Below are 13,149 nucleotides of genomic sequence, written 5' to 3'. Positions count from 1 at the left end.
GCGAATGCGACGGGTGGCCTCGTAGCCATCCATCACCGGCATCTGCACATCCATCAGCACGGCGTCGTATGTGTGGGTGCGAAGCTTCTCCAGGGCATCCGCCCCGTGGCAGGCCACATCCACCACCACCCCCCCCATTTCGAGAAGCTCCACCGCCACCTGTTGGTTGATCCGATTATCCTCGGTCAACAGGATCCGTTTGCCGGCCAACTCGCGGAATCCCCCCGAGTGATCCCGCCCGACGCTGCCCTTCTCCCGAATCGGCAGAACGCCGAACAGTTCCGCCACCGCGTCGAAAAGCTGGGAAGCGGTAACCGGTTTGGCCAGGGGACGTGTTGCCGGCAACCCGCAAATGGCCTCCTGCATCAGCGCAAGCTCCGGCTGGGGAGTCAGAACCAGAGCCGGAAGTTTGCCCCACCCCTCCCTGGCCCGCACCCGGGCCAACCAGGAGAGCCCCTCCTCCCGGGCAAAATGGGCATCCACAATCAGCAGATCGGGCCGCTCGAAAAACGTGCCCGTTCCTCCGCCGCCAGGTGTTGTCTGTTCCGAAAAGACCTTGAAGGTCAAGGAGGAGAGCATCTCCACCAGGATTTCCCGCCCACGGGGATTGTGCAGCGCCAGTCCAACCCGCAGGCCGCGCAGTTCCGTGGTGGGTTGCAGCGCATCCGCCTTGCCTTGCAGAAGGCCCATCCAGGCGGAAAAGAAGAAGAGGCTGCCTTGTCCCTCCCGACTGCGGGCTGAAATCCGGCCCCTCATCAACTCGACCAGCCTCCGGCTGATGGCCAGTCCAAGGCCGGTGCCGCCATACTGCCGGGTGGTGGAGGAGTCGGCCTGAGTAAAGGATTCGAAAAGATGGTCCACCTGATCGTTTTTGATGCCGATACCGGTATCCCGCACCGAAAAGAGCAACTCAACCTCGGTGTCACGGCACTGCGCCACCTCCACCCGCAGTTCAACTTCCCCTTTTTCGGTAAATTTCACCGCGTTGCCCAACAGGTTGAGCAGAATCTGCTGCAACCTCAACGGATCCCCCCGAACCAGGGTCGGAACCCCGTCCCCCCTCGAACAGAGCAGTTCCAAGCCTTTTTCATAACAACGGGTTGCCACCAGGGTGGTCACCGTCTCCATCACCTCATCCGGACGAAAGTCGCAATCCTCCAGCTCCAGGCGGCCTGCTTCGATCTTGGAAAAATCGAGAATGTCGTTGAGAATGCGCAACAGAGCCTTGGCCGAAGAGTGAATCTTGGTGACGTAATCCTTCTGGCGCGGGGTCAGATCGGCACTGAGCGCCAGATGACTCATCCCGATGATGGCATTCATCGGGGTGCGGATTTCGTGGCTCATATTGGCCAGGAAATGACTTTTGGCCCGACTGGCGGCCTCTGCCGCGCGCAAGGCCTCCTTGAGCCTCTCTTCGACGATTTTCCTCTCCGAGATATCCTGGAAAACGGCCACGGATCCGATGATCCGCCCCTCTTCTTTCAGGGGTACCGAAACGATGGATATTGGAAAGAGTGCGCCGCTTTTGCTGGTAAACCACTCGGATTCCGAACGGAAAGATTCTCCCTGCCGGTTCTGAAGCCACATCGGACAGTGGCTGGCCGGCACCCTCTCCCCGCTTTCCTTCTGGAAGTGAACCGTATCGTGAAAAGGACGATGCAGAATCTCCTCCCTGGACCAGCCCAGCAACCTCTCCGCCTCCCGGTTGAGGAAGGTGCAATGGCCCGCCTCGTCCAGGGCGTAAACCCCCTCCCCCATGGATTCGGTGATGCTCCCCAGAAATTTGCGACTGGAAAGGAGCTGCTCTTCCAGCCGCTTCTGCGAGGTGATGTCGGTCCGGATGGCAATGTATTGAAAGGGTTTGCCTTTTTCGTCCACGAACGGAACCACCGTGGCGGCCACCCAGTAAAAATGATCGTCCTTGGTGCGATTGCAAATTTCCCCCTCCCAGACCCCTCCGGAGGCGATGGTATTCCACATTTTTTGGAAAAAGGATCGGGGGTGATAGCCCGAATTAACCATGCGGTGATCCTGTCCAAGCAACTCCTCACGACAGAAACCGGAAATGGCGCAGAACTTGTCATTGGCGTACAGAATGCGCCCGGCCGTATCGGTGATGCTGACGATGGCGTGTTGATCGAGGGCGAATTTTTGCCTCTCCAGCATCGCATTGGTTTCATGCAGTTGGTTTTGGGCGAAAAGATAGTCTTCGACGAGGCGCGCCATCCGGTGAGTCAATTGCTCCAGACTGGCTTCGTCTTCTCCCAGGACAGGTTGCCCCGAAAGATGCAGCAGCCGGTTCGCGGTCAGGCGCAAGGATCCGATAACCGTGCGCTGCCGGGAGGCCTCCTGACGCAGGCGGTCGTTGATGGCGATCAGTTCATCGGAACTCAACTGCAAGCTGCGATTGCGCAAAGCCAAATCCCGGTCGCTCTGCTCATAGCTCTGATCCACCCGTTCGAACAGCTCTTTCAGTCCCTGCAAAACCCGTTTGCCCGAAGCTGAAACCTCTTCCCGCTTCCCCAAACCAGCCAGTTCCTCCAGCACGGAGGCCAACTCGCTCTCCTCCTGAATGGCAAACTGCCGTTTGATTTGCCGGAGCAACAGACGGTGCATGGTTTCAATCTTCCTCGTTCAGGAAGGTGATGGTCATGGTCTGATTGTGCAGTTTGCAATCGGTGGTGGTGGAAAAAGGACTGATCTCCCCATAGGAATAGAACCCGGTGGTGACGGTTCCCGGGGCGAAGGAGTCGGCTACCACCTCCACCTCCTCATCCACGTTATCCCCCATGACCAGTTTCCGTCCCACGCAACTGACCAGGAGGGCCAATCCCGGTCCCGCGTCTTCCACCATGCGACGACTGGCCTGGGCTGCCGCCTCGGCGCCATTGACCAGAGCATCGGTGGAAGCATGCATCAGACGCAGGTAGCCGTTGGTGTCGATATCGCCCGCCAGGATCAAACTCCCCTGCGTTTCGTCCACCCCGAGAATGGTGCGAATCAAGCCGAGACGGGACTGGTCCCGACTCAACATCTCGAAGGGAAAGAGCAGACCGGAGGCCGGAAGATCCTTGGCATACTCCCCCAGATAGGACTTGTAGACGTTGAGCGCCGGTTCCCCATCCAGCTCGAAGAGGAGGTTGCCCTCGCATCGCGTTACCCGCCGTGCCGGCCCGAAGGGTTCCCAGCCCCCGTAAGAGCCGTGTCCCAGACGCAGGGACTCCCCATAGAGACCGATGCCGACAACGCCGTTTTCGCTCACCCCCCGGTCATCCAATACCAGGGTGCGGCGAAAAGCGCCGCCGTCCCCGGCCAGTCCCCCGGTGACCGGTATGTCGGCGCCGATTTGTGAAATAATGCCCTGGATGACGGAACTGCCGTTGACGCCAACCCCCTTGGAAAACAACAACACCCCTTTCAGGTCGGGGGCCCGCAGTTGGCTTCCGATGCTGCCACCGGCCGCTTCGGACTCTTCCATCCCGGAAACGCTGCCCCGGGCCTGGCGAACGCCAACCCGCGAAAAATGAGTGACCGTCACCACGCAGGAACCGTCATAGACCCTGGCGCCGGCAATTTCCCCGGCCGTGCTGCATCCGGCCAGCAAAGCGGTGGGAAAGGCCTCCCGCAACCGGGGGAACATGGACTCCTCGGCAAAAACGCTCTCCGAGCCGAAAACCAGAACCAATTGCGGCTCCAGCGCAGCCAATGGCGCCAGCCCCCCCGCTGTGATCACACCATCCTTGAAGATCTTCTGTGATACCTTCATGGCGAAACTCCCTCTGAAGAATCGGACGGGGCGTCGGCATCCACGATGCCACGAATGATCTGTTCGGCCTCTTTCAGGCGATACCGGCGAATCAACTTCACCATTTCCCTCATCTCCCCCGCAATGGCCTCCGGAAAAACCATCTTGTCCATTCGTTCCAGAAGAGTCAGGCAGCTCTTCGGCTCCCGGTTGCGCAACGGAAGGAGCAACTCCCGCAGCAGCGCCTGATAATCCCCGTTTACCGGCTCCACGGGAGATTGCGTCGGGCGGGATGATGCTCCGTCCATCTCTTGCGCCGCTATCGCCGCCGGCTCCTCGCGGGTGAGTGTCATCGGCACCCTGAACCAAAAGCGGGAGCCCTCTCCCAAACGGCTTTCGACACCGATCTCGCCTCCCAAAAAGGTCACCAGACGATGGCACAGAGCCAGCCCGAGGCCGGTTCCCCCATGTCGCCTCGACGCGGATGCGTCCCCCTGGGTAAATGGCTCAAATACATGTGAAATCTTATCCTGGACAATGCCAATGCCTTCATCCGTAACAGAAAAATGCAGCAGGCACCGCTCTTCCGCACAGGATCCGGAAACTTCCACCACAATGCGGCCTTTTTCGGAAAATTTGATCGCATTATCAACCAGAATGGCCAGAATGTGATCCAATCGTTGCCGCTCCCCGAAATAGCGATCGGGCAGATGCTCCCGGGGACGGTACTCCAGTAGCAGACCTTTATCCCGCGCCTTCTTCAGATAGCGCTGTTCGATCTGTTGCCACAACCCCGTCAGACTGAAGGCTATCGGCTGTCTTTCCAATCCGGTCGTTTCCAGACGGGAAAAATCGAGCAGGTCGTCAACCAGTTTCGCCAGAGACTGGGCAGCGCATTGTATGGTGGCCACCCGTTCGAGCGGTTTCGGCGGCAGTTCCATACGGGCGAGCAGATGGCTCATACCCAGAAGGGCGTTCAGGGGAGTACGGATTTCGTGGCTCATATTGGCCAGGAAGTCGCTCTTGGCCCGACTGGCCCGTTCCGCTGCGTCCCGCGCCAGGGCCAGTTCCTGGTAGGAAGCGGAAAGCCCCTGGCGCATTCTTTCCAATGCCCCGGCCACCTCTCCGATCTCGTCGGTGGAGGCGCAACCGACCGGAGTCGACAGATCGCCTTCCCCGATCCGTTTGCTGGCCTGTTTCAACTGCACCAGCGGAGCCACCACCAGACGGCGCAGGACGAGAATCATGGCCAGTCCCATGACCAGGCTGGCCAGAATGCCGACACCCCCGGTCAAGTAAAACAAGGTGTCGGTTTCCCGTTTCAGCTCTTTCAAGGGAAGGACCGCGACAAGCCGCAACCCCGATTCCGAATCATCCAGCGAAACCAGACAGGGCTCATTGCCAAGAACCACTTCCCGAGGGTGACCCTCCCGGGAATCCTCCTGCAATACGCTCGGGAGAGTGCCATTCAGCAGAGACGCCCGATAGGCGTAGAGGATCTTTCCCTCCCCGTCGGCAACCAGAAAACCCCCACTCTCCCCGACACGATGGGTCTCGACCAGGGTCTGCAGGAACACCGGACGCATGCGAATGGTCAGGTAGCCTTCGACGACCTCACTTCCGTGACCGAACAGCAACCTTTTCCCGGCCTGAATTCCCCAAAGTCCATTGTCCGGATTAACCATGAACCCATACCAGTAGGGGCGATCCGGTCGTTTGAGCTCCTGGAAAAAAGGGGTGTCACCCTCCTCCTCCGTCTTATTGGCCAGTTCGGTATTGGTTACACGGGTATCTTCGAATCCATTCGGCAGGATCAAACTCACCTCGTAGTAGTCCGGAACGGCCACCTGATACCCGGAAAAGAGACGTATCAGCGCCGGCTGCAATACCGTGTAGCGCTCCTCTTCCGAGGTGGTGGTGAGATACTTTTCCAGAATCTCCGAATGGGAGAAGATCTCCAGATGGGTGCGCAGGGTCTGCAACTGGTTATGGATGCGACCGGTTGCCTGTTGGAGGGCATTATCAACTTCCTCCCGAGCGGCTTCCACCCGGGAATCCCGCATCTGTCCATACGCCAGATACCCCAGGCATCCGATGGCCAGAATCAGCAGCGGGAGAACGATCAGAGCCAGTCGCAGCTGGAGGGAGTGCATCCCTTTCACCGGATCAACCGTCCAGTCAGCTCGTTGATACGTCGCAAGGTTCGCGGGGAGATGGCGCGAACGGGTTCCGATCTCTTCAGCACCTCTTCCGGCGGGAAGATCACCGGATTGGAGAGATAGTCCGCTTTTCCCAAGGCCAGCGCCCCCTGATTGGGCGTGGCGAAGTGAAGGCTTTGGGCGTTCAGAATGGCCATATGAGGATCGTTGAGAAAATCGATGAAGGTCATGGACAGCTCACGACGGGCCCGATTGGTTCCCATAGCGAGATAATCGACCCACAATGCCGAGCCTTCCCGGGGGTGGCTGTAGCGAATGGCGGGGTGAAACTCCTGCAATTTCAGAGCATCTCCGCTGTAAACCATTGCTGCACTGATCTTTCCGGTTACCAGCGGAGAGTTGGCGCTCAGATCGATATAGCGGTAGCTGGCTACGAAAGGACGTTGTTTGAGCAACCGCTTTTCAGCCTCTTCAAGGGCGGCGGCATCCTCCGTGTTGACGGAATGGCCCAGTGACTTGAGCGCCATGCCCACCAGTTCACGTCCGGAGGAGATGGCCTGAATGCGCCCCTGAAGCGAGGCATCGGGTTGAAAGAAGTCTTCCCAGCCTTGCAAGGGCTTATCCAGAAGATCCTCCCGATAGGCCAGCCCCAAGGTACCCCAGAAATAGGGGATTCCCAGCCCCTCCGCTCCAGGACCTTCCATCCAGCGGGGCTCGATGTTGCCCAGATTGCGCATGCGTTCCCGGTTAACCGGGGAGACCCAGGCCCGACGGGCGTAAAAGGCCAAATTCGGGCCATTGACCACCATAACGTCGAAGGCATCCCCTCCCAGGCGAAGCAGTTTCTGGTCCCGCTCCTCGTCGCTTTCGAAAGGAACCTGTTTGACGGTCACTTTATTGGTCTCCTCGAAGGCGGCCAGCACCTCCGGGGCAAAGTAATCCGGCCAGGTCAGGAGTACCAGCTCCGACTCTTTTCCGGGCAGGGACCAACCGGGCCGGGGAACCATGGAAAGCGTTGCCAAACCCAACCCGAGGTGCTGCAGAACGTCCCTTCGACCGATCATGAGCGATTCTCTCCGGGAATAGCGCCACCACCCCAGCGGACCACCAGGCTGACCACCTGCCGCGCTTCACGAGACAGTTCCGGAAGCCTGTTCCCGGCCTGTTCCCACTCGGCCCGACGTGCCAGCCCTTCCAGATCGAGGGCCAGGGCGGAAAGGCGGGCGGCGCCGAAGGTGGCGGCCACTCCCTTCAACCGATGGGCCATCAAGGCCATTTGGGCTCCGTCCCGCCGCTGCCAGGCCGCATCGATGGCGACCACGCGACCGGGTAACTGCTCCAGAAAGTTGTCCACCAGCTTCCCAAAACCCGCGCCCACCTCGGCGCGCAGGGCGGACATCTCCTGAACATCCAGCGAAAGCCACAGCCCGCTTGTCTTTTGTTCCGATTCGTCCAAAGAAACCATCTCCCCAACGTGTCAAATGAAGGGATTTTCTGACTATAGTCGGATGAATCGTGCAGCTTATCTGATACCAGGGCCATGGAGAAAGGACCGAAAATAGAGACACTGAATAAGTGTCAAAAACTTCTTCAAATCATTCAGGTTTGGAAACTCGGGGAGTGGCGTACCCTTTGCCCTCGAACCATTGCAGAAGCAAATCCCGGATCAGTCGAAAGGGCGCCGGTTTATGAAAGAGCCTCACCCCTTCCGGAAGTCCTCCCCGTTGGTCGATCTCCTCTTCCGCAAGACCGGTGACGACGATGATCAGGGAGCCGCCGAGATCGGTGTTGTCATATATACTTCTGATCATTTCAAATCCATCCATGGCAGGCATGATCAGGTCCGAAATGATGATCATGGGGCGGTTCAAACCGGCCTGTATCAAGCCTTCGAAACCATTATTCGCCACGACCAGACGAATCGGCAACGCCCAGGAGGTGATGACCTGCCGAAAGATATCCATCAACTCCACATCGTCTTCGACCAGGAGAAGAACCACCTCCGCCGGTTCCCTTCCCCCTTCGAGGTCGGTCTCCCGGCGGGCCAGAACCCGGTTGATGGACTCCATGGAAACGCGACAGTGACCACCCGCCGTTTTCCAGGAACGCAACACTCCGCGTTCGATCCAGTAATGAACCGTGCGTTGGGAAACGCCGAGGCGACGCCCCGCTTCCGAGGTCGTTACGAAGTCGGTACTGCCCTGGTTGGGCTTGGGATCATCCATGTCGCGCTCTACAAAAAGGGAAGAAGGCCCAAAAGCTTGCAAAACTTGCAAAGCGTGACATCTTTTCCCCGACGATGCAAGACAAATTCATCTGGTGACGAATTGTTAACTTAAAGTAGTTTAATTTTTTCAATTTTTTATAATCATAAATATTATTGCATCAAAAAAATAATTATTAGTCAGAACCGACGGACAACAACTCAATATTAAACACCATGATATCTTCTTCCACCTGCCGGGTGGTGGGCCACCCGCATTTGGCCAGAACCGCCTGCATGGACTGATTGTCCCGCAATGTCTCCGCCCTCAAACCCTGAATGCCGTTGCGACGCGCCACCGTGGCCAGATGTTTCATCAAAAAGGTGCCGATACCCCGCCCTTGCCAGGCATCCCGCACCAGAAAAGCCACCTCCGCCCGGTTGGCCTCCGGGTCGAGATAATAGCCACCGATAGCCACGATGATCTCCCCGTTCTCCTCGGGAACCGTACCGACCATGACCACATCCCGACGATGATCAATGAAGATGAAGTTCTTGATTCGCTGAAACGGAAACCGCTTGAGGGTAGCCATGAAGCGCTTGTAAATGGAAGCCTCCGAAAGGGAATAGAGGGTCTCTTTGATGGCCTTGCGATCCCCCGGATGGGCCGGTCGAAAGGTAACCAGCGTGCCATCCTGCAACACCAGGGAGGTTTTGAGTTCCTGAGGCCCCACCAGAATCCGCCCTTCGACCTCCGACATCTCCGCCCGCAACAGCCCCAGACGAATGGCCCTTTTGAGCAGACGGGCCCGGAAATCGGGATGCGCGATGCCAATCAGGGCAATGGCCCGCTCCTGCAGGCTCTTACCGAAGAGATAGGCGACCCCGAACTCGGAAACCACATAGTGGACACACCCCCGATGGATGGCCACCCCGGCACCGGGGGTCAGGATTTCCACAATGCGCGACACCTTGCCGTTGCGTGCCGTGGAGGGCAGAACGATGATGGCCTTGCCCTCCGGGGCATGGCTGGCCCCATAGTTGAAATTGACCACGCCCCCCATACCGGAATGGATACGCGGTCCCAGAGAGTCGACGCACACCTGCCCCGTCAGATCGACCTGCAAAGCCGTATTGATGGCCACCATGCGCTGTTGCCGGAGAATCAGACCCGGATCGTTGACATACTCGGTACGGCGAAAGGAAAAAAGCGGATTTTCGTGCAGAAAGTCGTAAAGGCGGCGACTGCCCATGGCAAAACTGCACACGATCTCCTCCGGATCGTGGGTTTTCCGGGTACCCGGTATGCGACCGGCCTCGACCAACTCGATAACCGAATCGGTGAGCATCTCGGTATGGATGCCCAAATCCTTTTTGCCCGCCAGAAACGGCAAGACCGACTGGGGGGCCCGGCCAATGCCGATCTGCAGCGTCGAACCATCATCCACCAGGGATGCCAAATGTCTGCCTATTTGCTGCAGCACCGGGCCGGGAGCTGCCCACACCATCTCCGGCAACGGTTCCGCCGCCTCGACCAGCAGATCGATCTCCCAAACATGCAGCAGGCTCTCCCCTCGGGTGCGCGGCATGAAGGGGTTGACCTGGGCGATGACCAGCGCGGCATTTTCCAGCGCCGCCCGCACCACATCCACCGAAACCCCCAGACTGACCACGCCCTCCTGATCCGGTGGAGTCACCTGGATCATGGCCACATCCAGTGGCATGTGTCCTCCGGCGAAAAGCCGGGGAATATCCGAAAGCAACAGGGGGGTATAGTCCCCCCATCCGCCCTGCACGGCGGCGCGCACGTTCTCGGCCACGAAGAAGGTATTGGTGTTGAAGATCTCCTGCCACTCCCGGTTGGCGTAGGGCGCCTCTCCCAGGGTGAACAGATGCACGATTTCGACATCCGCCAAACGGCGGCGTTGTTCCACCAGGGCCCGAACCAGGGTTTGCGGAACCGCGGCTCCGGTACCCAGAAAGACCCGTTGTCCGGCCTTGATGCGGGACACGGCCTCTTCCGGCGTGGCCAATCGGGAGGCATGACTTTTTTTCCAATCGAATTCGTCCGTATAACCTTCCACCCCGTTCAATGCCTCTTCTCATCAAGCAGAATCATGTGCCCCACCGCCTGGGGAGGGTATCCGGGACGTCCCACCACCAGTGGATCGATATCGATCTTGGCAATTTCCGGAAAATCGGTGGCCAGCTGACTCAATCGTTGCAAGCTCTCCGCGATGGCGCGCAGATCCACCGCATCCGGCTCCCCCTCCCCCCCCTGCAACAAGGGGTAGATGCGGGTGGCCGCCATCATCTCCATGGCTTCATCCGCCGTTACGGGAGCCAGGTGAATCGTCGGACCGTCCATAACCTCCACGAAAGTGCCTCGAAGGCCGAAAAGGAGCAGTGGACCGAACTGAGGATCCCGGCGCATGCCGATCACCACCTGCCGGTCCCCGACCACCACGCGCTCCACGCAAATGCCGTCGAAGCGTCCTTGCGGATGGCGTTTGGCAAAGCGCATGGCCATCAGGTCGAAGGCATCCTTCACCCCCTCCAGGGAGGAGAGGTGGCTGCGCACATACTCGTTTTCGGAGATGCCGTCAAAGTCCGGCGAACTGAGGCGCAGGACAACGGGATACCCAAGTCGATCCACCCAATCCAGCGCCTCATCCAGGGAGGTGGCCAGTCCGCCTTCCGGAACAGCCATGCCGTAGGCCTGCAGCAATTCCCGACCCTCCGCCACCGCCACCCGGCTGGAGGAGCCGTCCTGATACCGGTTGAGCAGCCGTTGAACCCGCCGCCGATTGACCGGGAAGTGGGTGATCACCCGAGGCGGACGATGCAACCAGGCGGAATAGCGGCGCGCGGCGGCCAGGGCACGGGCCGCCCTCTCCGGAGAGGGATAATTGGGAATATTGGCGATGTTGAGTTCGATATAGCTCGCCATGATGCGAATGCCCCCCATGAACACCGCCAGCACCGGTTTGCCCCAGCCTTCGGGATGGTGCAGCACCTGGGCCGTCTCCACGGGGCGGGTCATGGACTGGGGCGTCATGATGACCAGAATGGCATCCACCGCGTCGTCCGTCGAGAGGATTTGCATGGCCCGGGCGTAATCCTCCGGTTGGGCATTGCCCATCAGGTCCAGCGGATTGTGCAACAAGGAGGCGGCGGGCAACGCTTCGGCCAGTTGCCTCAAGGTTTCTTCCGAAAACGAAGGAACCTGCAAGCCCAATTGCTCCAGGGAGTCCGCCGCCATGACCCCCGGTCCGCCCGCATTGGTCACCACGGCAACCCGGTTGCCGACGGGCAGGGGTTGTCGGGCCATGCAAACCATGGCGTCCAACCAGGCGTCATGGCTTTCCACACGCACCGCGCCCACGCGCTGGCAAGCCGCTACATAGGCCCGCTCCGCCCCCGGACACGCCCCGGTATGGCCCTGAACCGCCCGTTTTCCGGCGCCGCTCTGCCCCACCTTGTGGATGATCAGGGGCTTGCACTGCGCCGCCAGTTCCGCCGCCTTCAGGAAGCTCTCCCCTTTTTCCACCCCCTCCAGATAACAGGCGATCACCTGCGTCTCCGGATCCCGTGCCAGGTATTCCAGAAAATCGGACTCCGTCAAATCGGCCTGATTGCCCAGGCTGATCATTTTGGCCAAACCCAGGCCCCGGGCCGCCATCCAGTCCAGGGTTGCCGTGGCCACCGCCCCGGACTGGGAAAGAATCGACACCCCGCCCGGAGGAGGAACCGTTATGGAAAACGAGGCGTTCAGACGGGCATGCACATTGATCAGACCAAGGGAGTTGGGCCCCAGGAGAGGAACGTCATGCTCCCGGCAGAGACGGGCCAACGCCTCTTCCAGAACCGCCCCCTCCTCGCCCTTCTCCCGAAAACCGTCGGCAATCACCACCAGAGAACGGCAACGGGCCTGAATCGCCTCACGGGCCAGAGCCAGGGTTGATGAGGCGGGCACCGCCAGAATGGCCAGATCGACCGGTTCGCGGCACTCCCGAATCGAGGGGTGACAACGCCGCCCCAGAATCTCTTCGGCATAGGGATTGATGGGGTATATCGTTCCCGGAAACCCCAGCCCCAGCAAATTGGCCAACAAGGCGTGGCCAATCTTGCCGGGGGTTCGAGAGGCCCCCACCAAGGCGATGGATCGCGGTTGCATCAGCAACGACAGGGGATCGCCACTCATGGAAAAGCCTTCGTTTCAAGGTTGTCCTGCAGGGACATCCTGCCGGAGTGTCGCCGACCGCCCCCGGAAAGGCCCAGCAGGCCCCGTTCCGTCGCCGGCAAGGCCTGTGCGGTCTCCACCAGGACACTGTGCCAGGCCTGTTGGGCCACCAGGGTCTGTTGGCGCAAAGCTTCCAGTCTCTTCTCCAGAAGAGGTCGATCCAGCAGGGGGGCCTGCAATGTTTTCAGCACCTCATCCCGCCGCTCATGCAAGGCCATCATGGCCTGATGAACCTCCCCCTTCTTCTCGATCCAAACCTTCCTGGCCATCTTCAACCCCTCGGCAGAACCCTTCAGGCTGCCCCAACCCATCACCAGCGGCGAACCGGGGGCCGCATGAGCCGTGGCGGAGAGCGGATTTCCGCTGCGACTGCTCCACAAATACCCCCCCAGGAACAGGTTGGCTCCCAGCGAAACCACCAGGATCGGCATCAAGGCCTTGCGCCAGTCAATCGCCATCCCATTGCCTCCCGGAAATATCCGGGCCGTAGACCAGCAACCCGGCATCCGTTTCATAGGAGGACTCCCTGACCACCCCCTCCTCATCCGCACCCTGCCATCCCAGGACAACCCCGAAGATCATACAGCTTGCCAGAAAGAGGGCCGGCTGCCAGAAAGAGGGAAAAGGCCAATACGGTACCGAATCCTCACGACTCTGCGGAACGATATCGAGGATCCGTCGTCGCAATGTCCCACCGGGTTCCCGACGAGGCAGCGTGGCCAACAACCGCGTCAGCTCCTCTTCCGGGTTCGGGGCCAGGTTATCATCCGGGATGGAACTCCGCTTTACGCCGTTCATG

Annotated in this window: 10 protein-coding genes; all 10 read right to left on the bottom strand. The window is 59.7% G+C overall.

What is annotated here, in order from left to right:
* Positions 1 to 2,616, bottom strand: a 2,616-nt coding sequence (locus tag HQL56_00415; GenBank protein ID MBF0307976.1) for a PAS domain S-box protein, incomplete at its 3' end; no start/stop codon positions are given.
* A 4-nt stretch (positions 2,617 to 2,620) separates the two neighbouring features.
* Positions 2,621 to 3,766 (bottom strand): FIST C-terminal domain-containing protein, encoded by a 1,146-nt coding sequence (locus HQL56_00410; GenBank protein MBF0307975.1) that lies wholly within the window; start codon positions 3,764 to 3,766, stop codon positions 2,621 to 2,623.
* On the bottom strand, positions 3,763 to 5,898 hold the full coding sequence (locus HQL56_00405) for a HAMP domain-containing protein (protein MBF0307974.1): 2,136 nt from the start codon (positions 5,896 to 5,898) through the stop codon (positions 3,763 to 3,765). Before HQL56_00405 ends, HQL56_00410 begins: the two co-directional genes overlap by 4 nt.
* 5 nt (positions 5,899 to 5,903) lie before the next feature.
* Positions 5,904 to 6,968 carry a spermidine/putrescine ABC transporter substrate-binding protein gene (locus tag HQL56_00400; GenBank protein ID MBF0307973.1) on the bottom strand — a complete coding sequence of 355 codons (1,065 nt, stop codon included), beginning with the start codon at positions 6,966 to 6,968 and terminating at the stop codon, positions 5,904 to 5,906.
* Complete coding sequence (locus tag HQL56_00395) at positions 6,965 to 7,360, bottom strand: Hpt domain-containing protein (protein MBF0307972.1); 396 nt, start codon at positions 7,358 to 7,360, stop codon at positions 6,965 to 6,967. The genes HQL56_00400 and HQL56_00395 overlap by 4 nt, the downstream gene beginning before the upstream one ends.
* Positions 7,361 to 7,499: 139 nt before the next feature.
* Positions 7,500 to 8,129 carry a response regulator gene (locus HQL56_00390; protein MBF0307971.1) on the bottom strand — a complete coding sequence of 210 codons (630 nt, stop codon included), beginning with the start codon at positions 8,127 to 8,129 and terminating at the stop codon, positions 7,500 to 7,502.
* A 175-nt stretch (positions 8,130 to 8,304) separates the two neighbouring features.
* On the bottom strand, positions 8,305 to 10,200 hold the full coding sequence (locus HQL56_00385) for a GNAT family N-acetyltransferase (GenBank protein MBF0307970.1): 1,896 nt from the start codon (positions 10,198 to 10,200) through the stop codon (positions 8,305 to 8,307).
* Positions 10,197 to 12,311, bottom strand: a complete 2,115-nt coding sequence (locus tag HQL56_00380) for an acetate--CoA ligase family protein (protein MBF0307969.1) — start codon at positions 12,309 to 12,311, stop codon at positions 10,197 to 10,199. The genes HQL56_00385 and HQL56_00380 overlap by 4 nt, the downstream gene beginning before the upstream one ends.
* Positions 12,308 to 12,808, bottom strand: a complete 501-nt coding sequence (locus HQL56_00375; GenBank protein ID MBF0307968.1) for a periplasmic heavy metal sensor — start codon at positions 12,806 to 12,808, stop codon at positions 12,308 to 12,310. Before HQL56_00375 ends, HQL56_00380 begins: the two co-directional genes overlap by 4 nt.
* On the bottom strand, positions 12,798 to 13,148 hold the full coding sequence (locus tag HQL56_00370; GenBank protein MBF0307967.1) for a hypothetical protein: 351 nt from the start codon (positions 13,146 to 13,148) through the stop codon (positions 12,798 to 12,800). Before HQL56_00370 ends, HQL56_00375 begins: the two co-directional genes overlap by 11 nt.
* Position 13,149: the final 1 nt, after the last annotated feature.

The sequence above is a fragment of the Magnetococcales bacterium genome (assembly GCA_015231925.1).
Classification (GTDB): Bacteria; Pseudomonadota; Magnetococcia; order Magnetococcales; family JADGAQ01; genus JADGAQ01.
Note: the sequence above shows the minus strand (reverse complement) of the source record. Positions and strands in the feature narration are given on the sequence as shown.